Annotated in this window: 24 protein-coding genes; 9 read left to right on the top strand and 15 right to left on the bottom strand. The window is 58.4% G+C overall.

Annotated elements, in window-relative coordinates; genetic code table 11:
• Window positions 1–33: 33 nt before the first annotated feature.
• The 8 genes from B5F88_RS03415 to catA all read left to right on the top strand — a co-directional run bounded on the left by B5F88_RS03415 (window position 34) and on the right by catA (window position 8,275).
• Window positions 34–1,353: a GntP family permease gene (locus B5F88_RS03415; RefSeq protein WP_087341654.1), complete on the top strand. Its 1,320-nt coding sequence runs from the start codon at window positions 34–36 to the stop codon at window positions 1,351–1,353.
• Window positions 1,354–1,385: 32 nt separating this feature from the next.
• A complete protein-coding gene (locus B5F88_RS03410) occupies window positions 1,386–2,423 on the top strand; it encodes a 2-dehydropantoate 2-reductase (protein ID WP_087341652.1) in 1,038 nt (345 codons plus the stop codon).
• Window positions 2,420–3,718: an acetyl-CoA hydrolase/transferase C-terminal domain-containing protein gene (locus B5F88_RS03405; protein ID WP_087341651.1), complete on the top strand. Its 1,299-nt coding sequence runs from the start codon at window positions 2,420–2,422 to the stop codon at window positions 3,716–3,718. Before B5F88_RS03410 ends, B5F88_RS03405 begins: the two co-directional genes overlap by 4 nt.
• 23 nt (window positions 3,719–3,741) lie before the next feature.
• A complete protein-coding gene (locus B5F88_RS03400) occupies window positions 3,742–4,599 on the top strand; it encodes a 3-keto-5-aminohexanoate cleavage protein (protein WP_087341649.1) in 858 nt (285 codons plus the stop codon).
• Window positions 4,600–4,698: 99 nt separating this feature from the next.
• Window positions 4,699–5,442 (top strand): beta-ketoacyl-ACP reductase, encoded by a 744-nt coding sequence (locus B5F88_RS03395; RefSeq protein ID WP_087341647.1) that lies wholly within the window; start codon window positions 4,699–4,701, stop codon window positions 5,440–5,442.
• Between the two features lie 31 nt (window positions 5,443–5,473).
• On the top strand, window positions 5,474–6,643 hold the full coding sequence (locus B5F88_RS03390; RefSeq protein ID WP_087341646.1) for a thiolase family protein: 1,170 nt from the start codon (window positions 5,474–5,476) through the stop codon (window positions 6,641–6,643).
• A gap of 186 nt (window positions 6,644–6,829) precedes the next feature.
• On the top strand, window positions 6,830–7,594 hold the full coding sequence (locus tag B5F88_RS03385) for a hypothetical protein (RefSeq protein ID WP_087341644.1): 765 nt from the start codon (window positions 6,830–6,832) through the stop codon (window positions 7,592–7,594).
• Between the two features lie 45 nt (window positions 7,595–7,639).
• Window positions 7,640–8,275 carry a type A chloramphenicol O-acetyltransferase gene (gene catA / locus B5F88_RS03380; protein ID WP_087341642.1) on the top strand — a complete coding sequence of 212 codons (636 nt, stop codon included), beginning with the start codon at window positions 7,640–7,642 and terminating at the stop codon, window positions 8,273–8,275.
• A 93-nt stretch (window positions 8,276–8,368) separates the two neighbouring features.
• Here the strand turns inward: catA and B5F88_RS03375 are convergent, their stop codons facing one another.
• The 7 genes from B5F88_RS03375 to B5F88_RS03345 all read right to left on the bottom strand — a co-directional run bounded on the left by B5F88_RS03375 (window position 8,369) and on the right by B5F88_RS03345 (window position 11,856).
• On the bottom strand, window positions 8,369–8,785 hold the full coding sequence (locus B5F88_RS03375) for a DUF2871 domain-containing protein (protein WP_087341641.1): 417 nt from the start codon (window positions 8,783–8,785) through the stop codon (window positions 8,369–8,371).
• A gap of 24 nt (window positions 8,786–8,809) precedes the next feature.
• Window positions 8,810–9,475 carry a hypothetical protein gene (locus tag B5F88_RS03370; RefSeq protein ID WP_087341639.1) on the bottom strand — a complete coding sequence of 222 codons (666 nt, stop codon included), beginning with the start codon at window positions 9,473–9,475 and terminating at the stop codon, window positions 8,810–8,812.
• A 3-nt stretch (window positions 9,476–9,478) separates the two neighbouring features.
• Window positions 9,479–9,928, bottom strand: a complete 450-nt coding sequence (locus B5F88_RS03365; protein WP_087341637.1) for a hypothetical protein — start codon at window positions 9,926–9,928, stop codon at window positions 9,479–9,481.
• A gap of 69 nt (window positions 9,929–9,997) precedes the next feature.
• Window positions 9,998–10,555: a TetR/AcrR family transcriptional regulator gene (locus B5F88_RS03360; protein WP_087341635.1), complete on the bottom strand. Its 558-nt coding sequence runs from the start codon at window positions 10,553–10,555 to the stop codon at window positions 9,998–10,000.
• Between the two features lie 51 nt (window positions 10,556–10,606).
• Window positions 10,607–11,125, bottom strand: a complete 519-nt coding sequence (locus B5F88_RS03355) for a hypothetical protein (protein ID WP_087341633.1) — start codon at window positions 11,123–11,125, stop codon at window positions 10,607–10,609.
• Between the two features lie 9 nt (window positions 11,126–11,134).
• Window positions 11,135–11,449 carry a TIGR04076 family protein gene (locus B5F88_RS03350; RefSeq protein ID WP_087341631.1) on the bottom strand — a complete coding sequence of 105 codons (315 nt, stop codon included), beginning with the start codon at window positions 11,447–11,449 and terminating at the stop codon, window positions 11,135–11,137.
• Complete coding sequence (locus tag B5F88_RS03345; protein ID WP_087341628.1) at window positions 11,446–11,856, bottom strand: peptide deformylase; 411 nt, start codon at window positions 11,854–11,856, stop codon at window positions 11,446–11,448. Before B5F88_RS03345 ends, B5F88_RS03350 begins: the two co-directional genes overlap by 4 nt.
• 253 nt (window positions 11,857–12,109) lie before the next feature.
• Here B5F88_RS03345 and B5F88_RS03340 point away from each other — a divergent pair, with 253 nt between their 5' ends.
• Window positions 12,110–14,344: a hypothetical protein gene (locus tag B5F88_RS03340; RefSeq protein WP_087341626.1), complete on the top strand. Its 2,235-nt coding sequence runs from the start codon at window positions 12,110–12,112 to the stop codon at window positions 14,342–14,344.
• Between the two features lie 91 nt (window positions 14,345–14,435).
• On the opposite strand, the gene B5F88_RS03335 is transcribed toward B5F88_RS03340, so the two are convergent.
• From B5F88_RS03335 to B5F88_RS03300, 8 genes are all read right to left on the bottom strand, one after another.
• Window positions 14,436–15,695, bottom strand: a complete 1,260-nt coding sequence (locus tag B5F88_RS03335; RefSeq protein WP_087341625.1) for a GHKL domain-containing protein — start codon at window positions 15,693–15,695, stop codon at window positions 14,436–14,438.
• Window positions 15,696–15,759: 64 nt separating this feature from the next.
• Window positions 15,760–17,037 carry a sensor histidine kinase gene (locus tag B5F88_RS03330; RefSeq protein WP_087341623.1) on the bottom strand — a complete coding sequence of 426 codons (1,278 nt, stop codon included), beginning with the start codon at window positions 17,035–17,037 and terminating at the stop codon, window positions 15,760–15,762.
• Window positions 17,038–17,091: 54 nt separating this feature from the next.
• A complete protein-coding gene (locus B5F88_RS03325; protein WP_087341621.1) occupies window positions 17,092–18,342 on the bottom strand; it encodes a GHKL domain-containing protein in 1,251 nt (416 codons plus the stop codon).
• 25 nt (window positions 18,343–18,367) lie between these two features.
• Window positions 18,368–19,108 (bottom strand): LytTR family DNA-binding domain-containing protein, encoded by a 741-nt coding sequence (locus tag B5F88_RS03320; protein WP_087341618.1) that lies wholly within the window; start codon window positions 19,106–19,108, stop codon window positions 18,368–18,370.
• A gap of 286 nt (window positions 19,109–19,394) precedes the next feature.
• Window positions 19,395–19,562, bottom strand: a complete 168-nt coding sequence (locus tag B5F88_RS21025) for a hypothetical protein (RefSeq protein ID WP_087341616.1) — start codon at window positions 19,560–19,562, stop codon at window positions 19,395–19,397.
• Between the two features lie 18 nt (window positions 19,563–19,580).
• Entirely contained in the window at window positions 19,581–22,346 is a 2,766-nt protein-coding gene (mgtA, locus tag B5F88_RS03310; RefSeq protein WP_087341614.1) for a magnesium-translocating P-type ATPase, read from the bottom strand.
• Between the two features lie 105 nt (window positions 22,347–22,451).
• On the bottom strand, window positions 22,452–23,807 hold the full coding sequence (locus B5F88_RS03305; RefSeq protein WP_087341613.1) for a MobA/MobL family protein: 1,356 nt from the start codon (window positions 23,805–23,807) through the stop codon (window positions 22,452–22,454).
• A 67-nt stretch (window positions 23,808–23,874) separates the two neighbouring features.
• Window positions 23,875–24,815, bottom strand: a 941-nt coding sequence (locus tag B5F88_RS03300) for a DUF4368 domain-containing protein (RefSeq protein WP_140402050.1), incomplete at its 5' end; no start/stop codon positions are given.

The following is a 24,815-nucleotide window of genomic DNA, read 5'->3' as shown; positions in this document are numbered from 1 at the left end:
CAAAACACGGCAGATTGACAGAGGAGGAGAATTATGATCGGTATTATTGGTTTGCTGGCGGCAATTGCCATCATGATCATTGGCGCCTACAAAGGCTTGGCGGCCCTGCCGCTATCCCTGCTGGCGGCTCTTGTGGTAATTCTGTCCAACGGTATGCCTGTGTGGGAATCTTACGCGAGCTACTATATGGGCGGATATGCGGGCACTTACAGCAGTTATCTCCTGATTTTCATTTTCTCTGCGCTTTATGCAAAATTTATGGATTCCTTTGGCTGCGCCACCGCCGTCGGCTACAAGCTGATCGACTGGTTTGGGAAGAAGAACGTCATATTGGTTTCGGTGCTGATTACGTCCGTGCTGACTTACGGCGGCGTGAGCCTGTTTGTCTGCATTTTTGTGGTCGGACCCATTATGTTCCTTCTGTTCAAGGAAGCTAATCTGCCCCGCCATCTGACGGTGGCCTGCCTGGTCATCGGTTCCTCCACCTATACGATGACCTCCCTCCCCGGAACCCCTGCGCTGACCAATATTATCCCCACCCAGTTTCTGGGCACCAAAATGACGGCCGCTCCCATCCTGGGCATCCTCTGTTCCATTGCGATGTTTGTCATGTGCATGGTCTATGCCCGGCTCCAGGAGAAAAAGGCGATTGCCGCCGGCGAGGGCTGGACCTACCCCGCCCATATGAATACCGGCGCCTATGAGATTGCCGACCGCAGCACGCTCCCCGCCGCCTGGAAGTCTTTCCTGCCCATGATTGTGCTCATCCTGTTTATCATCATCGGCGGACGCTTCATTTCCGATTCCGCGCTGCTGACCGTAGCCGCCATGCTGTCCGGCACGATTTTGGTGGTGCTTTTCAACCTGGACCGCCTGAAGGGAAAAAGCATCAAGCAGCTGCTGGGCGTGGGACTGAACGACGGTATTTCCGCCATTGGCGGTCTGGCGGCGGTGGTTTCGTTTGGCACTGTGGTGCAGAATTCCGCCGCGTTCCAGGTGGTGGTTGATTGGGTGCTGAGCATCAAAATGCACCCCTATCTGGAGGGCATTTTCTCTACCGCCGTCATCTCCGGTATTACGGGCTCCTCCTCCGGCGGCCTGCGGCTGACGCTGCAGATTCTGGGCGAGAACTTCATCGCCTCCGGCTGCGATTTGGAAGTGCTTCACCGCCTGATCTCGGTTGCCGCCGGCAGCCTGGACACGCTGCCCCATGCCGCCGGCCTGTTCCTGGTTCTGTCCTATCTGGGACTGAGCCACAAGGAGGGCTACAAACATGTATTTTGGACCTCGGTAGCCATTCCGGCCATTACCGTTCTGGTGGCTGCCGGCGCTTGTATCCTGCTGGGTATCTGAATTGCTGAAACAAAAGGGAAAGGAGCTTTTTTATGCTGAATCGTATTGCAATTATGGGTGCCGGCTCTCTGGGCACGATTTTGGGGGCATTCATCGCCCAGAACCGTCAGGTGGATCTGATTGACGCCAACAAGGCCCATGTGGACGCGCTCAATGCCAATGGAGCGAAGGTGATCGGCGGCGCAGAGCTGACCGTGCCGGTCCATGCGCTTACCCCGGATGAGATGGAAGGCACCTACGACCTGTTCATCTATATGGCCAAGCAGACCTACAATGACGTCTGCATTCCGCAGATGCAGAAGCATGCCACGCCGGAGACCATTTTCTGTACCTGTCAGAACGGCCTGCCGGAAACCGCGCTTGTGGACGCCTTTGGGGCCGAGCGGGTCATGGGTAGCCCGGTGGGATGGGGAGCCACCTTTATCGGCCCCGGTGTGTCGCAGCTTACCTCTCCCATTGCCACCTGCTCCTCCACGCTGGGTACGGTGACAGGCGCGCTTACGCCCGAGCTGGAAGAGGTCAAACAGATTCTGGAGTACATGTGTCCCATCACCATCTCCACAAACCTTATGGGCCTGAGATGGTGCAAGGTGCTGATGAATGCTACCTTCAGCGGCATGTCCACAGTCATCGGCGACACCTTCGGAGCCGTTATGGACGATCCGCTGGGCCTGACCGCCGTAGCCTATATTGGCCGGGAGTGCATTCAGGCCACCGCGGCGGCGGGGATTCAGATGGAGCCCTTCCATGGGGCCGGCGTGCAGGTGGATTTTACCGATGCCTTCCAATTTTCTGATGCCGCCGGGATGGAGCGGACCAAGGAGATCTGCCGCAAGCTGTGGGGGCCCCACCGGGCGCTGCTGGCCAGCATGCTCCAGGACCTGCGTAACGGCCGCCGATGCGAAATCAACTTCATCAACGGCGCCGCCTGCCAGCTGGGCCGGAAGGTAGGCGTCCCCACTCCGGTCAACGATATGGTGGTGGATGTGGTCAAGAAGATCGAAAACGGAACACTCCCGCTGGAGCATGAAAATATCCGCTTCTTTGAATTTTTGAAGGAACTGTCATGATGGAACTGGAGACGCTTTGCCGCGAAAAAACCATCTCCATGGATGCCGCGTTGGCCCTGATCCGTGACGGAGACCAGGTAGCCCTGGGCTTTTGCGGCAACGAGCCCTTTGGGTTTGCCGCCGCGCTGGCTGGTTTAAAAGGGCGGGTCAAAAATGTTACGGTGTTTTCTGGCCTGACCCTGGGGCGGTACGAATACCTCAGTGACCCGGCCTTCCGGGGCGTGGTGGATGTGGTCTCGCCGTTTCACAGCGCCTCTACCAGAAGCGGACAGGAGGCCGGCCTGTGCAGCTATTTTCCGGGCGATCTGCACAATCTGCCCCGGCGCTGGGTGGAGGAAAATCCGGTGCGCATTTTCTGCTGCGCCGCCACACCCATGGACCGGCACGGCTACTTTCGCCTGCCGCTGGCGCGCATTGTGGAGCAGACCTTTCTGGAGCAGGCGGACATCATTATTCTGGAAGTCAATCCCAATCTTCCTGTGGTGTTCGGGGACACAGCGCTGCATATCTCCCAGGTGGATTACCTGCTGAACGGCTCCACCCCGCCGCCCGTGCTTCCACGGGCCCGGACGGGAGCGGCGGAGGCGGCCATCGGCACATATGTGGCCTCTCTGGTACATGACGGCGACACCATCCAGCTGGGGATTGGCGGGATTCCGGACGCGGTGGCCCAAAGCTTCAGCGGAAAAAAGGATTTGGGCATCCACACGGAAATGATCACCAGCTCCATGGCGAATCTGGTCCGGGAGGGTATTGTCACAGGACGGAAGAAAAGCCTGTTTCCAGGCAAAATTGTAGGTTCGTTTATTTTGGGTGACGAGAGCCTTTACCGTTTTGTGGACCAAAATCCAGGTGTACTTCTGTTTGACGCGTCTTACGTCACTTGTCCCTCCGTGGTGGCGCGGAATGAGAACATGGTGTCGATCAACACCGCTCTGGCGGTGGATCTGACCGGCCAGGTGGCCTCTGAATCGGTAGGAAACAGACAGTATAGCGGCAGCGGAGGTCAGAGCGATACCGCCGCCGGCGCGATCCATGCCAGAAATGGCCGTTCCATCATCGCCCTGCGTTCCACCACTGCAAAGGGCACGATTTCCACCATCTCCGCCGTCCTGGCTCCAGGGACCATTGTAACCCTTTCCCGCAATACCGTGGACTATATCATTACAGAATACGGAATTGCCCAGATGCGGGGCAGAACCATTCCCCAGCGTGCGCGGAGCCTGATTGCCATTGCCCACCCAGATCACAGGGAGACCCTGGAAAGGGAAGCCCGTCAATATGGAATTTTGTGACGATATGAAAGGAGAAAATCAGCATGAGTAATCTGAATCAGAAAGTCATCATTACCGCCGCCCTCACCGGTGCGATTACCCCCTCCGGCTACAATATTCCGGAAACGCCTGAGCAGATTGCCGAGGCTGCCTATGAATGCTGGAAACTGGGGGCAGCTGTTGTCCATCTCCATATGCGGGATGAAAAGGGAATCGGCACGATGGACGCCGCCCGGTTCCGCAAGACGGTGGATCTGCTCCGCGCCCATAAGGACTGCGACGTGGTAATCAACTGCACCTCCTCCGGCGCGGTCAGCCCCACCGACGAGGAGCGTATGGCCCATATGCGCACCATTGACGAGATCGAGATGGGCTCCTATGACGCCGGTACCTTCAACTGGATGCCCAACCTGGTGTTTATGAACAGCCCTCAGTTTTTGGAGAAGTTGGGCGAAGTGTACATCGAGCGGGGCATCAAGCCGGAGATTGAAATTTTCGACGCCGGTATGCTGGGCATTACCGAGTACTATGTGAAAAAGGGCAAGCTCCCCACCCCCTGTCATTATCAGTTTGTGCTGGGTGTGCTGGGCGGTATGCCCGCCACGGTGGAAAATCTGCTCTATCTGAAGAATCACATTCCCGCCGGTTCCACCTGGTCCGCCTTCGGCGTGGGCCCCGCTCATCTGCCCATTCTGTACGCAACCCTGGCTCTGGGCGGCCATATCCGGGTAGGCCTGGAGGACAATGTGGTTTACGGCTATGATAAAAACGGCGAGAAGATCATGGCCACCAATCAGATGCTGGTCGCCCGGGCGGTTGAGGCCGTGCGCACCTTTGGCAAGGAACCCGCCACCCCCGCGGAAGCCCGGGAAATCCTGGGCATCAAGCCTTTGGTGCGGTAACCGTCAGACCGTGGACCGCCTGCAAACACCGCAGGCGGTCCACGGCCTGTACAAGCGGGAATATGACCGGAAAATCCCACTTCAGGAAGGATGGTTGCTATGAGATTTTCCCATCAGGTGGTTGTCATAACCGGAGCCGCCCGGGGCATTGGGTTCGCCACGGCGCAGCTGTTTGCTGCGGAAGGCGCCAGGGTGGTGCTGGCCGACCTCAGTGACGACTGTGCCGCCGCAGGTGAAACGCTGTTGGCTCAGGGGTATTCCGACATATTGGCGGTGCGGTGCGATGTAGCGGTGCGGAACGATGTGGAGGCGCTGTTCCATAAAGTCGCATCCGTTTTTGGCGAGGTGGATATCCTGGTCAACAATGCCGGGATCACCCGGGACGCGCTGTTTCACAAACTCACCGAGGAACAGTGGGATAGCGTGATGAGTGTCAATCTCAAATCCATGCTGTTTACCACCCAGGCGGCTCTGGGGCACATGCTGAAAAAGGGGAAAGGGGCCATCGTAAACCTTGCTTCGGTTTCCGGACAGATGGGCAATGTGGGGCAGAGCAATTATGCCGCGTCCAAGGCGGGGGTGGAGGCTCTGACCAGGACTTTGTGCCTGGAATATGCCGCCAAGGGAATTCGGATCAACGCGGTGGCGCCTGGGTTTACCTATTCAGAAATGACCAAAGCCATTCCGGAAACGGTGGTGGAGGCCATGCTCAAAAAGATCCCCATGAGACGTGGCGCGGAACCCCAGGAGATTGCCCGGGCCATTCTGTTTCTTGCCTCGGGGGACGCGTCGTTTATCAACGGGCAGACGCTTTCCGTCAACGGAGGCATGTTTTTTTCCTGAGCCAGCTATCAATCCGGAAGGAGACGATGATATGAATGTCAGACCTGTTTATCTGGTGTCGTATGGGCGCAGTCCTTACTGTAAGGCGTTTAAGGGCGGGCTGTCCAAGATTCATCCCGTTCAGTTCGGCGGTCAGACCCTGGCAGGGGTGCTCCAGCGCATTCCGCAGCTGAAGCCGGAGGATATTGACGATGTAGTGGTTGGCTGCGCCATGCCCAAGGGTGTGCAGGACTATAACATTGCCCGGCTGGTGGCGCAGCGGGCCGGCCTGCCGGATCGGGTTCCGGCCATGACCATAAACCGGTTCTGCTCCTCCGGCCTTCAGACCGTGGCCACTGCCGCCAACACCATCGCCTGCGGACAGGCGGAGGTCATTGTGGCGGGCGGTGTGGAGAGCATGTCCATGGTTCCGATGGCCACAGACCCCAATATTGTGGAACCCTATCTGCTCAAACACGCGCCGGATAACTATATCAGTATGGGTATGACGGCGGAGCATGTGGCGGCGGAGTATCATATTTCGCGGGAAGATATGGAGCGCATGGCCTGCGAAAGCCACAGAAAAGCGGCGCAGGCCCAGGCGGCGGGGTGGTTTGAGGATCAGATCATCCCCGTGGACGGGCTGGATGGGCAGGGCAATCCGGTGGTGCTGACGGTCGATGAGGGAATTCGCCCCGGGACCTCCATGGAGAGCCTGGCCCAGCTGAAGCCGTGTTTTAAGGAAGATGGAGTGGTTACGGCCGGCACATCTTCTCAGATGACCGACGGCGCGGGATTTGTGGTACTTGTGTCGGAGGAAAAACTCCAGGAGCTGGGGGTAACGCCGCTGACGAAATTTGTAGACTTTGCCGTGGATGGAGTACCTGCCAGGATTATGGGAATCGGCCCCATCAAGGCCATTCCCAAGGCGCTGAAGCTGGCCGGATTGCAGCTGAGCGACATGGATGATATCGAGCTGAACGAGGCCTTTGCGTCTCAGGCGCTGGCCTGTGTGCGGACGCTGGGCATCCCGGAGGATAAACTCAATCCGGAGGGAGGCGCGATGGCGTTGGGGCATCCTCTGGGGGCTTCGGGCGCCATGCTGCTGTGCAAAGCCATCTCGCATATGCGCCGCTGCGGCGGACGTTATTTCATGGTCACCATGTGTATTGGCGGCGGCCAGGGCGCCGCGGGGATCTTTGAATTCTGCGGACATGCGTAAAGAAACGGACTTTCCGCCTTTTGACAGAGGCGGAAAGTCCGTTTCTTTACGCCAAAATAAGTTGTAAACTTTTCCAAAAAATTGCCGATAATAATAATAAAGGGACCATTTGTGCGCAAGTGGTTGCAGGATGTCCGGGGAAGCCGGAGAACGCTCGGTACGCAAGCGGGAAAGGAGGACGTCACAGTGGATTTCATGTCGATTCAAAACCTGAACAGCTACATCAAAAACCTGAAGCTTCAGAGTCAATGGTCGATGAAGCAGCAGACGGGGCAATACAATGCCAAGGGTACCACACTGGAAGATTGGCTGGGCGATTCCCAGCTCCAGGCGGAGGAAACCGCTCCGGGGAACGGTGGAGACGATACGCTGCGCAAGATCCACCAGAAGCTGGACGTGGGCGGCAAGCTGACCCAGAAGGAGCGGGACTATCTCCAGGAGCATGACCCGGAGGCCTATCGGGAGCTGGTGAATCAGGAGCGGGAACAGAAGGCCTATGAGCAGGCGCTGAGCCGCTGCAGGACCCAGGAGGAGGCCCGGCAGCTGCAGATAGGCCGGATCAACGCCTCCCTCACCCGTGTGCGGGCCGTGGAGCACGACCCCCATATCCCGCTCTCCAAAAAGCTGGAGATCGCCATGGCGGAGAAACAGCGGGTGGACCGGGTGGCCGAGAGTACCCGGGAATTTGTAGCCAGCGGGGATTTTGCCGAACTGCCCACCCGCTCCGAGGAGATCCAGGCCAACGAGGATACGGTGGACGTCCATGTTTCTGCGCCGGAGGAGCCCGACCGGGCGGAACCGGAGCACGACAGCCCGGAGACAGAGGATACCGCGCCGGTGCTGGAGACCCCGGAGGAGCGGAAGGTACGCAGAGCCCGGGCCCGGGCCGCCTATGCCGCCGCCCAGACTCCGGCCCAGCCCGCCATGGACACGATGGACACCCGGGCGTAACCGGAGCCGCCGGACCCAATCCGCAGACAGAAGGGAGCCCCGGATTTGGAATTTACATACGTTGATCTGGCCCATTGGGCCAGACAGGAGCACTATCATCACTATCTTTCTCAAGTTCCCTGTACCTACAGCATGACCACCAGGCTGGACATTACGCCCATTCTGCAGGCGGGACAGAGCCTCTATCCCGCCATGCTCCACTGCATCTCCAAAACGGTCCAGATGCACGCGGAATTCCGGATGGAGCTTGACGCCGACGGGCGGCTGGGCTATTACAGCCGCCTCCATCCCTGCTATACCGTGTTTCACAAGGATACGGAGACCTTTTCCAACATCTGGACGGAATACACGGAGGACTATGCCGAATTCTGCCGGCGGTACCGGCAGGACATGGAGCGCTACGGCGGCGTCAAGGCCATGCAGGCCAAACCGGACACTCCGGCCAACACCTTCCCGGTCTCCATGGTGCCGTGGGAAAGCTTTGACGGCTTCAATCTCAATTTGCAGAAGGGGTACCAATATCTGCTCCCCATTTTCACCATGGGGAAGTATACAAGGGTGGGGGAGAGGTACGAGCTGCCCCTTTCCATACAGGTCCATCACGCTGTCTGCGACGGGTTCCATGTCTGCCGGTTCCTGTCCGACCTGAGAGCCGTGATCGCGAATTTCCCCGGGGAATGAACCGGCTTCGGACGGAAAGGCAAGTCATGTTTCGGCACAATGTAGAAAAAGAAAACGGGGCTGGTACCGCGACGTGGTACCAGCCCCGTTCTGTCATCTGATTTCCTGTACGGCCCGCTTGAGCTGCACAAGCAGCAGTACCAGACTGACGCCCAACAGGATGTGGCCGATTCCGGCCATGCCGGAGATGGCCGCGCTCATGCCGGAGGAGAGGGTGGTCCCCAGTACCTGGGTCACGCCCCGTATGACCAGCATCACAGCGGTCAGATTCAGGCCCACGTGATAGAAAACCAGAACCCGTCCGGTCTTGGGACCGGTAAAGGAGAAGCTCTTCTCCAGCACCAGCAGCAGCAGGAAAAACACCATGCCCATCAGAAAATAATGGGTATGTACCACAGACAGGGTGGTTTTGGCGGTAAAGCCGTTGAATTTGGTGAACTCCCTGTAAAATACCCCGCCCACCATGGCGAGAATGGCGTACAGCAAGGCTGTATTCATGTAGCGTTTCATATGCCTTCTCCTTTACTTGCATTTTTACTTGCATTCCCGCTTCATCGCGGTATATCCGATCAGCACCGTCCACACATAGGCGCAGGTCTTGGGGATCATCAGCATCCCGATCAGGGGGATGGTGTCCGCCCACAGCACCACCGGAATGTAAAAGCCGAAGCTGAGCACAATGGTCAGCCACATCCAGCGAAACGCCCGGTCGTTATGCTCCTTTGCGCTGCGGTAGAACAGCACGATCACCAGCAGACCCAGCAGAGCGAAGGGAATGTTGCGCCAGATGCCCCAGGAGAGGGGCGCGTCGGCGCTGAGCCACTGGTTCTGGGGCATCATGCACAGGAAAATTCTCAGTCCGGCCAGAAGATACACCATGGCGGTCAGACCGCCCTGGCCCCTGACCTGGTACCGCTGCCGCCACACATAGTAGAGCAGCACGTAGAAAATCGTCATGGTGACCGAGGCGATCCACTTTCCCAGGCCCAGGGGGACGGTGTAGTGCTCCAGGCCTGTGGTACACAGGGCGTACGCCCGGGGGATCAGGTGGAATGCGTCGCCCGCGCCCAGCACCACCGCCATAAAGCCGAACAGCCGGAACTGGGCATTCCCTCTGCTGCCCCGGATCATCAGAATGCCGATGGTGATGACCGAGATCAGATAGACGGCGTCAAACAGCGTTTCCATGATTGCCTGCATGGTTTACTCTCCTTTTTGCGCAAAGTTGGTTTGGGCGGCCGTGGCAAGGGCCGCCTTGCCGTAGTTGCGGCCAAACAGCAGCCCGGCCAGCAAAAGCGCCCCGCCCAGGCCGGTATAGAAAACGGCGATAAACCGCTCCGGCGCAAGACCGCTGACCCGCAGGCCAATGCCGCCGGTCATCATGACCGCCATGATGGCAAAGGCCTTTCCGTCAAAGAATTTCAGAAAAAAGTGCCGCTCCTCGGAATAGGCGCTGATTCTGGCGGTGTGCTTTTTTACCAGTTTCCCAAAGATAAACCGTTGAAACACGGCGAACACCAGCGCGGACAGCAGGACATTCAGCGCCGTCAGATGGGCCGGATAGGCCAGCAAGCCGATGCGGAGGATGTTGAACCCCGCCGCGCTCCACACCAGGCAGGCCAGAAGCAGCAGGGTATTGCGTTTTACGTGCATGGTCAGCCTCCTTTGAATGAACAATGTTCAGTTTCTCGGATATAAAATTCCCACAATTTCGTGGGAATTTTAATAAAGGGCCCTGCGGACGAGCTCCAGCACCGCTGAGGGGTCATAGTCCTGCCGCAGCAGCGCGGACAGCATCAGGGAAAAGAGCAGGTCCGCGCATTTTTCCGCCGTAAACTGCTCAGTGAAGGCGTCGGGACGGACCTTGGCGTCCCGCTGCAGAACGGTACACAGCCCGTCCAGAATGTGCCGCCAGGTCTGCTGCATCCGCCGTTTCCCGTCAGATTTGTCTTGTCCCATAAAGCCCAGGGAGTGGAGGGTAAAAAAGCCGGGATACTGCTTGCCGCCATATTCCATCCGGCCGTACAGCCAGGTGATGCAGGCCTGGGTGTCCTGGAACACGGCGCCGTCCTCCGGCCGGTGGAAAATTTCGCACCAGACGCTTTCCACCGCCGCGCCGACCAGCGCGGCCTTGGAGTCAAAGTAGTTGTAAATGGAGCCAACCGACACCCCGCAGGCCGCCGCCACCGAGCGGATGTTGACCGCGGACCAGCCCTTTTGCCGGATCAGCTCCCGGCTGGCCTCCAGGATCTCCTCTTTGGATGTGACAAGGGTATTCATCCGATCACCTCAATATGAACATTGTTCATTATAAGGCTTTGCGGCCCTTTGTCAAGTGTTTTCTGCCGGATGCTGAAAAAGAGCGGTGAGCCGGGCCAGGCCTGTCCCCAGCCCCTCAGAGCCCGCGCAGCGGCTGGGGCGGGTGTTGACGGCGTGGTCCAGCAGGGGCTGCCCCTGGCTGGAGGGATCCAGGCACAGGTCCAGCGCCAGCACATCCTCCCATGCCCGGTTGAGGAAGGCCACCTCCCGGCGGCCGTGGGTGCGGGTAAGCACAATGTCGCCTGCCTGCCGCAGATAAGCCTCTGTCCGGGCCTGGGAAAAGCCGGCGGCGGTGAGGCTGTCCAAAAGCCCGTCCCGGAACAGACCGGGAAGGTCCGCCCACTGGAGGGGGGCCACGTCATAGCGCACAAAGGTATACCGGCTGTGGCAGTGGACGGCCAGCAGGCAGCTGTGCCCCCGCAGGTGGATGCTGTGCAGGTCCCAGCAGAACCGCCGGTCCGGCTGTGTGCCGTAGTCCGGCGGTTTTCTCCTCAAAAAGCGCTGGAGGGGAAAGGTGAGGCCCAGTTCCATCACATCACCTCAGTCCGCGTCCTCGTCCAGGGCTTCCACCAGAAAACTCACCGGACGAAATCCGTCGTTGCAGGACAGCATGGCGGATTTGGGGTTTTTCATCCAGCCGCCGTAAAAGTTCTCGCCGCCGTGGCTCAGAGCCAGCACAAAGGGGGAGAGGGTGTCCCAGGCGCTCTGACAAAAGCCCTCCGGTTTTTCCCAGCCGTTGGCGGTGAAGCTCTGCCCCACCTCCATGCCGCAGGCATGGGAGATGGGGTTCTCGTACCGGGCCATCAGGTCCTCGTATCGGGTGATGCGCATAACGGTGATTTTGCACTTTTTCATATGATGATACCCTCGCAGTGGTCGATTTCATGTTGGATGATCTGGGCCGTCCAGCCGGTAAAGGTTTTCAGCCGCTCCTGGAACTTCTCGTTCTGCCAGCGGACCTTGATGGACTTCCACCGCCTGGCCGGGCGGGTGCCGGTGAGGGAGAGACAGCCCTCCTCGGTGTCGTAGGGCCCGGACTTTTTGATGATCTCCGGATTGAACATGACCATGTATCCGCCCTCGTTGTCGAAGGCGATGATGCGCTTGTTTACGCCGATCATGTTGGCGGCCATGCCCACGCAGCCCTCCTTGTGGTGCTGCAGCGTTTCCAGCAGATCGGCGGCGACCGGAAGATCATCCGGCGTGGCGGGCTCCGCCTTCTGGGCCAGAAAGGCCTCGTCTTTGCAGATATCTTGTACCATAGTTGGTTCTCTCCTCCTTGCAGATGTGGCCCTTCTGACCCGTGGCGCTTGCCGTCCCTATCATACTGTCCCGGCCGTGGGCTTGTCAACCGCGGAGCTCCAGACAGGCCGGTGCCCGGTGAGGCGATGAATTTGGAAGGGGAGAGGATGGATTTTGCCGATAGGTTGCGCCGGGCCGGATCAGATGCTATCATGGATCTGACAGTCCCGGCCAGAGCCCGGCCGGGCGGATGTGAGACGGGGAGGAGACCGCATGGAGCAGAAAGAGAGAGAGAAGCGTCGGGAGAGCCTGGTGGCCGGACTGGTGGGGGCCTTTTTGGGCTCCCTGCTGGGTATGGCCTGCATCATTGTGGTGAGCCAGCTGGGTTATGTGGCCTCCCTCTGCGGGGTGGTCATGGCGGTGTGCACCCTGAAGGGCTACGAGCTGCTGGGGGGCGCCCTCAGCCGGAAGGGGGCGGCCGCCGGAATCATCACCGTGGTGATGACTTATGTGGCCTATCAGATCGACTGCGCCATCCAGGTGGCTGTTGCCGCCGAGGTGGACGTCTTTCTGGCGTTCCGGAATATGGGGATGCTGCTGAAAGAGGGGTATCTCGACACCGGGGCCTACTGGGGCGGTTTGGTGTTACTCTACCTCTTTACCTTGTTGGGGGCGGCTCCCCTGATCATCGCCGCGCTCCGGGGCGACACGGAGCCCGGGATGCCGCCGGAGGCGGTCCGGGTCAAGGTGGCGGAGGAGGCGCCCTCCACCTGCCAGTACTATCCCGCCCACCCCACCTGGATGCGCACCCTGCGGCTGAGCGTCTTTCTGCCGCTGCTGGCGGTGGTGCTGGTGATCTTTCTGCCTCTGGCCCTGGCCCTCTCTGGCAACAGCAGCGCTCTGCCTGTCATAGCCTCTCTGGTAGGGGGGCTGGCGGGCATGATCGGCATGTGCGCCGCCGCTTTCGTCCTGGCCGGGCCCAGCGACGCGTTCCGCTGGATCTTCGTCCGCCAGGATGGGGTACTCTGGCGGGTCCAGCTCAATATGCTGAACATGGTGGATACCTACCGCTTTACGCAGCAGCGCATCCGGATGAGCGATGTCCGGTGGGATAAGCTCACCGAGGGCGAGCAGGCCCAGGCCAAGGCCTCCATCGAGCGGGCCATCCGGGTGCTCTGCACCGAGGGGGTGCTGCCGGGCAGCGCCCTGAGCCGGGTGGTCCAGTGCCTGCCGGAGCCCCGTCTGGAGAGCGAGAACAAGTGGGCCTGGAAGATCTCCTATCAGACCCAGACACCCGGCGTGCCGCCGGAGCGAGGGGGGCGCAGGGTTCTCCAGGTGGCCAAGGCCTATCCCGGACTTGCTCCAGCCGTTGGCACGGTACCCCCGGAGGGGCCCGCCCCCGGCCGGTGGGGGTTTGGAGTTGCGGCCGTGCTGATGATCCTGCTCACAGCCGGGGGGTACATGCTGGGTGTGGCGCTGGAGAAAAGCGGGGGAACGGAAAGCGGCCGGCCGGTCCGGTGGACGGAGCCGGAGATCACCACCCAGTACCAGAGCATGGGGGTTACCTTTCATCTGCCCGGGGCCCTGGTCTGGACGGAGGAGGGAAGCTTTGCCGACCCGGAGACCGGCATGGTCTATACCGTCACCGTGGAGCTGGGCGCTACCGAGGAGATGGCGGTGGACGCCCTGACTGAGCCCATCGGTGAATACCGGCTCCGGCCCGACTTTGACAGCTTCTCCTTTGCCTATACCAACACAGACCAGGACCTGGTGAAGCTGGCCACCAAGGACCGGCTGAGCTGTCTGCACAACCTCATCACCATCCGCTTCACCGACGGAAGCACGGTGGAGTCCGGCGTGGCCCTGGCCCAGGATCTCTTCAGCACCCTGGTCCGGGTGGAGGTGAGCGGCGGCAGCCAGGTGGATGAGGAGACCATGGAACATATTGTGTTGTATATTCTGGAGGGGATGGAGTTCACCGGCCCCACCGAGGAGAACTATCAGGAGATGTACCACCTGGGCCGGGAAGAGGGATACACCCTGGTGGGTATCGCCCTGGTGCCCACGCCTTATGAGGAGGATCCGTTCCTCCGGGTCCCCCTGCCCTATGGCGGAGAGGTGACCTATCTGGAGGACGGCGGAGTGCTGGCCCAGGCCCACGGCCTGCGGATACAGGCGCGGGCCTGCTGGTCCCCCGAAGGGCCCCAGGCCATCGTGGAGGAGGCGTGGGCCCAGGTCCAGGCGGAGAACCGTGACCTGTATCAGGACGGGATCTTTGATTCCGAGTATGACGCGGAGACCGACGTTGCCACCAAGCAGTTCTCCTTCTGGGAGGGGGACGAGGCCCGGATCTCCTTCCTGGTGGCCCAGCCCATGCGGGATGAGGGGCGCTACCGCTTCATGGAGGTGACCTACATCCCCGAGGAGATGGACAGCGATTACCCCACCCTCATTCAGGAGTTCAGCCACGCCTCCGACCTGTATCTGCCCGAGCTGGAGCCCTTCTGAAAGACAGCAGACAAAACAAGCAGCACCCCATGAAATCTGAGGATTTCATGGGGTGCTGTTCTTTATGGTTCGATTTTTTCAACTGCTGCTGTTACAGCACCAGTCGGAACCGGAACCGGCCGTCGGTCCGGTCAAACTGGCAGACGGCCCCGTTTTTCCGGCAGAACGCGCAGATGGACTGCACCCCAAGGCCATGTCCCTCTTTTTTGGTCACGGGCAGGCCGCTGCTGTCAAAGGAGATCTGGCCGGTGCATGGATTGGAAATTTCCAGCATGACGCCGGGGCTGCCCACCATCTTGCAGCGGATCTCCCGCAGATCTGTGGACAGGGCCAGATTGGCGTGGATGGCGTTTTCCAGGGCGTTGGCCAGGACGATGGCCAGCTCGCTCTCATTCACCTGCAGAACGTCCGGCAGGGCGATTTTTGCCTCCACCCGGATACCTTGCCGCTGGGCTTGGTCGAAGTAGGAGGCAAACACCGCGTCCAGCACCGGCGGGCGGCACCAACGGATTTCCTTCCGCTCATCCAGCCGCTTTTGGGCCGCATCCAGGAATTCCAGCGCGGTCTGATTGTCTCCGCGTGACACCAGTTCCGCCACAGCCTGAAGCCGGTGGCGCAGGTCGTGGCGCTCGGTGCGGATGGTATCTTCCGCCGCTTTCACCGCTTCCATGCGGCTTCGCAGGGCCGAAAGCTGCAAAGCCGACATCTGTGCGCTGTGCCGCGCCTCTGATTCCTTTCGAACGTTTAAAAATAGAAACATCAAAATAGAATAGACTCCCAACATCAGCAGAGCGATCGCCGGTTTGATGATGCTGCTGCTCCGATCGAAGCCTGCGTATCCGGGGATCAGGTAGACGGCAATGATGTAGTAGGTCGCCATTACCAGGCATATCAGCCACCAGCCCCGGTGCAGCTCCAACAGTATCTGGAAAAACAGCGGCCGCAAAAAGCGGACCAGAAACCAGATGACCCAGGCGCTGAGGACTGCGCAGGACAGCACCAGCACCCAGAAGCGGCTGCCAGACAGGTAGTAGATCAGCCCTGATATGTGGTGGATCAGCGTACAGAACAGAACGACGGAGAGCTGCTGGAAGATCAGCCGCCATCCCCGGAATCGGCTGAGCGTGAAAAAGAGCAGGATCAGCGGGATGTGGATGGTCATAGCAAAGAGCCAAAAGGCGGCATCCATGTCCACCGACCGGTACAGGGCGACCACCGCCGCCATGAGCAGGAGCGTGACGATGGAGACGATGAACAGGGTGCGGCGCCGGGAATACCGGCTGTCCATAAACAGAAACGCCATAATCATATATAGCACCGTCAAATACGCCATGATAAACAGCTCTACCATACCTTCCGTTCCTCCAGCCAGCAATCGCCCCAGACTTTTTTGAATTGCCTTTCCGCTTCTCCTGTCACAGGACCAATCGGAACCGGAACCAGCCGTCGGTCAGGTCGAACTGGCAGGTAGCCCCGTTTTTCCGGCAGAATGCGCAGATGGACTGCACGCCCAGGCCATGCCCCTTCCGTTGGGCCACCGGCAGCCCTTCGCCATCAAAAAGGACAGCGCCGGTGCATGGGTTGGAGACTTCCAGCATAATACTGGGAGTTCCTACCATTTTACAGCGGATGTTGCGCTGTTCCCGGGGCAGTTCCAGATTGGCATGGATGGCGTTTTCCAGGGCGTTGGCCAGAACAATGGCCAATTCGCCCTCGTCTGCTGGCAACGTGTCAGGCAGAGCAATCCTTGCCTCCACCCGGACACCCTGCCGCTGGGCCTGGTCAAAATAGGAGGCAAACACCGCATCCAACACCGGCGGGCGGCACCAGCTGGTTTCTTTGCGCTCGTCCAGCCGCTTCCGGGCGGCATCCAGAAAATCCAAGGCTGCCTCCCGGTCGCCCCGCGCCACCAACTCTGCAACCGCCTGGAGCTGATGGCGCAGGTCATGGCGCTGGATCCGGATCCCTTCTTCCACTTCCTTGACCCGCTGCAGCTTTTCCTTCAGCGCGGAGATCTGTACCATCAGCAACATGGTGCTCTGCCGCTCCATCTGGGTGCGGTACTGGTCCAGAAGGCTTTTGAATACCGCAATATATACAACCACCAGGGGAATAACAGCAGCGTAAACGTAGATGATCTGCAACTTATTTTCAAGATAGCTCCCCGGCCAGGAGGCGACAAAAATGAGATAGGCGCAGAATATACAGGGGATCAGCGTAAGGATTCCCCAGCGGGCAGGGATAACCTTGAGCAGCATCCGAAAAGGCCGCCGCAGGAAGCGGACCTCCAGATAAATTACTGTGAAATAAAATCCGCACATCAGCAGAATATTCACGAATCCGGAAAGACCGAAAGACTCCGTCAGCAAGCGTATGACGGAAACCGCCAGCACAGACAGCAGGATCTGCGTCATATAGTTGAATACAGCCTGTGTAGGGGTGTCGTTGGCTGCCCAGTATGTGAGAAAGGTAGCCGGGACGGAAATGGTAAGGAAAAACAGGCGGAGCAGCAGCAATTCTCCGCCCAGCCACAGCAGAACCAGGCTGGAGCAGACGACCCAGAGACAGTAGACGGCCAGAACGCACAGCAGTTTCCGGCGTCCAAAGCGAAATTCGGTCAGGCTCGCCATCATTCCCAACGTCATCATGGTGATAAAAAGGGCGCGGAAGAGGAGGAACACCCCATTTGTCATCGTAAATTCTCCTTCCACAGCCTGCAGCAAGTGTTACGGTCCAGATTGTTCCTGTTACATCACCAATTGAAACCGGAACCAGCCGTCAGTCTGGTCAAACCGGCAGACAGCTCCGTTTTTCCGGCAGAACGCAGAGATGGACTGTATGCCCATGCCGTGCCCCTCCCGTTGAGCCACGGGCAGGCCGCTGCTGTCAAAGGAGATCTCGCCCATGACGCCGGGGCTGCCCACCATCTTGCAGCGGATTTCCCGCCGCTCCGGGGACAGCTCCAGATTGGCGTGGATGGCATTTTCCAGGGCGTTGGCCAGGACGATGGCCAGCTCTCCCTCGTTCGCTGGGAGGGTATCAGGAAGGGCGATATTCGTCTCCACCAAAATGCTTTGATTTTGGGCCTGGTCAAAGTAGGAGGAAAGCACCGCGTCCAGTACCGGCGGGCGGCACCAGCGGATTTCCTTCCGCTCATCCAGCCGCTTTTGAGCGGCGTCCAGAAAGTCCAGAGCTGCGTCCTTGTCTCCCCGCGATACCAGTTCCGCGGCGGCCTGGAGGCGGTGACGCAGGTCATGGCGCTCGGTGCGGATGGCATCCTCCGCAGCCCGCACCGCCTCCATGCGGCTCCGCAGGGCAGATACCTGCAGGGTGGACAGCTGAGCCTCATAACGGGCGCTGTTTTCTTTCTGTACCCGATCAAAAAAGAGATACATCAAGTAGTAGGCACAGCCGCATACCACCAGCAGGCTGCAAATGAAAATCAGTGCGGCGCTGGGGTTGATGGACCGGACATGATTGATGGCGTACAGCAGGGTGAGAAATGTGGTAATGGGAATCTTGCACAAAATACCCCAGCTGTGATTCATCTGATGCAGCATATTACGGTATGTATTGCTGAAACGTCGCAGGAGAAAGAACATCAGAAGGAACGATATGAGGCGCACGCAAAAAGAAACATATTCATGTTCCACGAAAAATAATTCTGCCAGCGTGGCCATCGCCGTTCCAACGCAGCCGATGAACAGAGCGGTTGCCATATTAAAAACAGCGCGAAAATCCCGATGCCTGGAGCACCAGAGTGTGACCAAAATATATGGGAGCGTCACGGTGAAGAGAGCCACGCGCTTGTAGGTGTCCCAGAAATTCAGAAAAAGCAGTCCAACCAGATTGGCGCCGACAACCAGCACCACAATAACAATCCATCGGGCCCGCCATGTGTCGACCGGTCTGCGGAAATCAATCATCAGCATCACATAGCTGCCCAGAAATACCTGTGACAGCCCCACAAACAGCGTGTGATAGAGGTCCAGTTTCAACGCCTCCTTATTCCGCTGATTATCGTTATAGTTCGTTGGTTTCCGTCAGCCAGTAATTCCCCCAGGCCTTCTTGAAATCTGTTGCCGCCGTGCGGGGCAGCGTCACAGCCCGGCCGTTGTCCAGCAAGGCGGTCTGGCCATTTACTCCGGTCACATGCTGAAAATTCAGCACAAAGCTGGCCCCGCACTGGAAAAAGCGCCGGTCGGCCAGCAGGGGTGCGGCCGCCTCCCGGAAGGAGACCCGGATGGTCTGAGAATCTATGGTGTCATCGGTGCAGTAATAGCGCATGCAGCGCCCCACCCGCTCCACATACCGGATACGCTCCAGCAGGATACGCCGGGGCCCGTCCGCCGTGGCCACCACAACGGCGTTGCTTCGCCGCCGGTTGAGCTTCGCCACCGCCCCGTCCAGTACCTGGAAGAGTTTTCTCTCCTCCACCGGCTTGAGCAGATAGAAAAAGGCCCGGACGTCATAGCTGTCGGCGGCGTAGTCGTTGGAGCTGGTGAGGTAGACGATCTCACCGCCCGCGCCCAGCGCCCGCAGGCGCCGCCCGGTGTCGATCCCGCTCAGCTCCGGCATGAGGATGTCCAGCACATAGAGGTCAAAGCCCCCCGCGCATTCCGCCCGCGCCAGCAGCGCCCTGCCGCTCCGGAAGGTCTCCGCCTGCCCGTGCAGGCCGGGGCGGGACTGGAGGTAGGTACACAGCAGCGCCGCTGTCTGCTCGAGGTGTTTTTCTTCATCGTCACATATGGCGATCCGCAGCATAGCCAACCTTCCTTCTGTAGCAGAGCGCGCATTTTACGCAGGCAGCACTCCTGTTCCCTCGCGCTTTTTGTGCCTATTTTAAAATATAGTATCATTTAATCTGTAAACGCTCTACGGCCGGTGCAAAATTTAGGCCTGATTGTGTAAAAATTGTCTGTTACAGCTGGTCAGGGCAGATGGATGTTGCGCCGCCTGAACAAGCGGAAATGCCCCGTTGAAGGCTCAATAGACCTCCAATGGGGCATTTCCGCTATTCCGTCATAATGGGGAAATCGTAAGAGACCCTTTACATCTGTGTTTCTCTGCTGTCCTTTTTGGGACTCATCCCCCAAAATACCACATTCATCAGAATGACAAGGAGCAGAACGGCGGACATGGCCGCCCAGAAGCCCATGTCAATTCCGCAAAAGGAAGTGGTTCCGAATAGATCCATCCACAGCTTGGACCAGGTCATACAACATTCCTCCCATCGTCAGAGTAATTCGCCGTAATGGCGTACATAGGCCTTTTTCAGGCTGGTTGCCAGTACCATATAGAGCAGGATACAGGGGATCAGATAGGCAAAATAGGCGGCAGGCAGGGCGATAAATCCCAGTACGGCGCCCAGAGGCGTAAAGGGGATCACCGTCAGTACGGTGATGCCGGTCGATGTGAGCAGGGTCAGCGGAGCGGAGGCCCGGCTCTGGAGGAAGGGCAGCTTGGGGGTGCGGATCATATGGATGACCAGAGTCTGACTCCACATAGATTCCACAAACCAGCCCGCCTGGAACAGGCCGATATACTTTGCCTGCATCAAGGCCAGCTCTGCGCCGCTGAAGTGGGTCGCCAGGTCGTTAAAGAGTACGCCTCCGGAGACAAACATGGGACAGAAAACGAAGTACATAAAGAGATAGGTGGTAAAGTCAAAGATAGAACTGGTGGGTCCGAGCCAGAGCATGAAATTGCCCACGCTGGATGCGTCCCACTTCCGGGGCTTGGCGATGAATTCCTCGTCCACATTGTCCCAGGGAATGGCGGTGCAGGACAGGTCGTAGATCAGGTTGAGGAAAATGAGGTGTACGCTCATCATGGGCAGGAAGGGCAGCAGGGCGGAGGCCGCCAGGACCGAAAACATATTGCCGAAATTGGAGGAGGCGGTCATCTTGATGTATTTAATCATGTTGGCGTAGGTCTTGCGGCCCTCGATGATGCCCTGCTCCAGCACCATCAGGTCCTTTTCCAGCAGGATGATGTCCGCCGACTCCTTGGCCACGTCCACCGCGGTGTCCACGGAAATGCCGATGTCGGCGGCCTTCATGGCGGCGGCGTCATTGATGCCGTCCCCCATAAAGCCGACGGTGTGCCCGCTTTCCCGCAGGACGGAAACCACACGTGCCTTCTGGTCCGGAGTGAGCTTGGCGAACACATCAGTGGTCTCTGTCGCCTTTGCCAGTTCATCGTCGCTCATACCATCCAGGTCGGAGCCAAGCAGCATGTTGCGCACCTTCAGTCCCACTTGTTTGCAGATGGTGCGGGTCACCTTGTCGTTGTCACCGGTAAGAATTTTGGTGGTCACACCGTGATGTTTGAGGGCCCGGATGGCGTCTGCTGTGGACTCCTTGGGCGGATCCAGAAAGGCCAGATACCCAATGAGCACCATGTCGCACTCATCCTTTACTCCAAAAGAGCCCACGGGGGAGGGATTGCTCTTCTGAGCGACGACCAACACCCGGAAGCCTTTGTCATTGAGACCGTCCACAGTCTGAAGGATCTGCCGGCGCACGTCGCCCGTCAGCGGCTGAACCCCACCGCCGCACTCGGCATAGGAGCAGATGGACAGCATCTCCTCCACAGCGCCCTTGGTCACCATCTGGGTTTTTCCTGCCTTGTCCTGTACCACGGTGCTCAGCCGCCGGCGGGCAAAATCGAATGGGATCTCGTCTACCTTCACATAGTGCTCCGACAGGTCTACCAGCCGGGGGTCCTCCGCCTCAGCTTCCTCCGTTTTGCGGATGATGGCCAGGTCCATGAGATTTTTGTAGCCGGTCTGGAAATAGCTGTTGAGATAGGCGTGGCGCAGCACACGGGTATCGTCCTCGCCGTTTACGTTGAGATGGTATTCCAGTACCACCTGGTCCTGGGTCAGGGTTCCGGTCTTGTCGGTGCACAGAATGTCGATGGCCCCAAAGTTCTGGATGGAGTTCAGGTTCTTGACAATGGTCTGCTTTTTGCTCATGGACACCGCCCCCTTGGCCAGGCAGGTGGTCACGATCATGGGCAGCATCTCAGGGGTCAGACCCACGGCAATGGAGATGCCGAAGAGGAAGGCGTTCAGCCAGTCTCCTTTGGTGATGCCGTTGATCAAAAAGACCAGGGGGACCATCACCAGCATAAAGCGGATAAGCACCCAGGAGACAGCGTTTACCTCCTTGGTAAAGCTGGTCTCTGTCGCCTCTCCCGCCACCGCTGAGGCCATGGAGCCAAAGAGGGTATCGTTCCCCACACAGACCGCCACGGCAACGGCGCTGCCCGAGACCACGCTGCTGCCCATAAAGGCGATGTTGGTATAATCGGTCACACTTTCCTTTTGCGGGTTTGCCTGGGGCTGCTTTTCCACCGGTTCGCTCTCACCGGTGAGGCTGGCCTGGCTGACAAACAGATCCTTGGCGTCCAGAATGCGCACATCGGCGGGAATCATATCCCCGGCGGACAGATGGACAATGTCGCCAACCACCAGCTCGTCCATGGGGAGCTCCACTTTTTCCTGTCCTTTGCGGGTTACCGTGCAGGTGGTTGTGATCATGGCCAACAGCTTTTCCTCCGCGCTGCCGCTTCTGGATTCCTGGACAAACCGGAGCGTGCCGGAGATGATGACCATGGTCAGAATAATGACCACGGTCAAACAGTCAAAATCCTCCGGCACGCTGCCAAACAGCGAGAGACAGGGGAACACCATGTCCGTCATGGTGGACACCAGAGCCAGGCAGAGCAGAATGGCGGTGAAGGGATTGACAAACGCGCCCGCCAGCCGCCTGGGCAAGGATTTCTTTTTCTCGTGGGTCACTTTGTTGCTGCCGTATCTGGCACGGCTGGTGGCGACGGCCTCCGGCTCAAGTCCGCCCAGCGGAGCGTGAAGCTCACGCAGAAGGGTATTGACCGGGGCGACCGCCGCATCCTGAATGCGGCGGTTCTGCCTGTCGCGGAGGACAGCCTGCTGCGCAGCCTGACGAGCCGCGCGGCGATTTTCTTTTTTATGCATCGTTTCATACCTCCTTCTTGCGTCCTGAACGAGTATAAAAAACCGCAAGAAAAAGCACAGGTTCAAAACCTTGCGATTTTCTTGCGATTTGGTAAGAATTTAAATTTACAGCTTGTCGTTGAATTTATATCCAATGCCCCAGATGGTCAGGATATCCTCATGCAGCATACGGGAAACTGCCTTTTTGCTGTCAAACATCAGCAGTGGGTTGTACTTCTCGCCGTAAACCTCTTGTGCCCGGTTCTCCGCTTCTTGTTCTTTGCCGGGGCGGATGGCCTGCCTTGCTTCATACAGCTGCACCCGGTTGAAACCCTGTGCCTGCTCCCGAAGCCCGGCATACTCATTCAGGGCAGCGTCCAACTCGGTGGAATATTTCTGCTCCTGTTCTTCCAGCCGTTTCAGGCTCTGCTCCATGGCAGCGATGTCTTTAGGAAATTTATCGGCGGCATCTTCCTCGGTATATGCCAGCGACGCCAGAAGCAGATTTTTCTCAGAACGCAATTCTTCCAAATCCTCTGTCAGTGCCGCAATTTTTGCGGCCAGCTCCCGGTGCCGGAACACATGAACCGCAGAGAGCGCCTTTTTCTCGGTAAGCAGGCTGCGGCGCTCCTTCGTCTTATCTCGGATGTCCTTTGCCAGCTGATTGTACTGTGTGAGGGCAGGGCGCAGCGTATTCAGCGAAGCATTCAGGCGTTCCTTGCCCTTGCAGAGATAACCCAGCTGATAACAGAACAGCAGCAGATTTTTTTGTAGATTTTCCATGGCCTCGGCAAGCGCCGGGAGGGTACTTTTGACTGCTTGCGCCAGCTTTTTGACCTGTCCTCTCAGCTCCTGGAGCAGGGCATTGTCGGCCTTGATCTGCCGGTTCAGTTCGCATCGGTCAGAGATAATACCCTTTTTCTCCATGGCTCTGGCAACCACACCCTCATGGACCGTAGGCCGCTCCAGCAGGCCACGCTCGGCATGGCTGCGGTGGTCGATACGTTCTTCGTGGCCGGAACGCTCCAGATAGCGGTTTGCTACATCCGCCCATGCAGCCCGCCACAGGACAAGTTGTTCATCGCTGTACTGCACCTTCCAGCTTTCCAGAAGATGCAGATAATCGCACAATACCCGCAGACAGCGCACTTCTTCCTGCCGGTATGCTTTCAGCAGAGGACGCTCCGGTTTTGGTAAGGCGATTGCCGCCGGGGGCTTGTCAGGGTCAATCCCGAAATCCTGTGCCAGTTTCTGCGCTGCTTCGTAGTTACTTAGGTCAAATAACCTCGCCACAAGGTCGGTCACATCACCGGTGGCTCCGCAGCCGAAGCAGTAAAAATACCGTTCGTTCAGCTTCATGCTGGGGTGCCGGTCCTCATGGAACGGACAGCTGCACATCCCGTTTCGGTTGACTTGCAGCCCATAGTGTTTCGCTGCATCCGGCACACAAATATTCTGTTTTACCAGTTCAAAGAGTGTCATAAAAATCCCTCCGTTTCAGGGCATAAAAAAAGCGGCCTGCCCGGTTTGTTGGGGCAGGCCGCAGTCTTTATGCAGTTTGTGATGTTTCCGTTTCTTTGGCTTTCCGCTTCTCCTGCCGGTAGAACTTCTCCCGGCAGGCGGGTTTGCAGAATTTAGCGTTGGGGCGGACAGACTGGAACGGCTCCCCGCAGCACTGGCACACCAGCTGGTACGGTTCACCCGGAACGATCAGCCCCTCGGCAATCTTCTGTTTGCGCTCCTTCTGGCGCAGATACTTTTCATGGTCACGGATGCGCTTCTGGCGGCGCTTTTCCTCCGCAGCCAGTTCTTCCTCGGTGGGTTCGGGCATGGGCACTTCAAACTTCCCGATGAAATTCAGGTAAATTTCAATTTCCTGCACCCGTTCCCCGGTGCTTCTGTCCGGGGCATGGACCAGAATTTTCTCCACAAATTCATGGATCATAGGGGCGGTCAGCTCGGTGAAATCCGTATATTTCTGTGCCAGCGCCAGAAAGTGGCTGGCACGGTCGGTGTCCTCGTGAAACTGGTCCAGCTGTGCCTGCTCGGAGGCAAGCAGCTGTTCCAGCTCCGCCTGTTCCTTTTCATATTCGGCACACAGCAGCTCGAACCGTTTTTCCTCCAACTTGCCCATGGCATAGGTTTCGTATAGCTTTTTAATCAGCACATCCAGCTCGGCGCTGCGCTTGCGCTCCTTGGCGACCTTGCGTTTCAGCTCCTTGGCCGCTTCCTGCTGGCGAACCTGTGATATGCTGCGAACTTTCTGAATAAATTCCTCCTTGTTCTGGATGGCATAGCTGGCGGTAGTGCGGATGGTTTCCAGAATCAGGGCATTCAGAGCCTTAGTGCTGACCGTGTGAGAAGAACACATCTGCGTTTCTCGCTCAAAGGTCAGGGTGTAGGTGGAGCAGCTGTAAAAATCCACAGAATATTCCCGTCCGGCCTTTTTGCGCTTGCCCCGGTGGTTATACATCTTAGCTCCGCAGTCAG

Source organism: Flavonifractor sp. An306 (genome assembly GCF_002159455.1).
In the GTDB taxonomy this organism is placed as follows: domain Bacteria; phylum Bacillota; class Clostridia; order Oscillospirales; family Oscillospiraceae; genus Flavonifractor.
The sequence above is the reverse complement of the archived record's forward strand: the minus strand, read 5'-3'. Positions and strand labels throughout refer to the sequence as shown.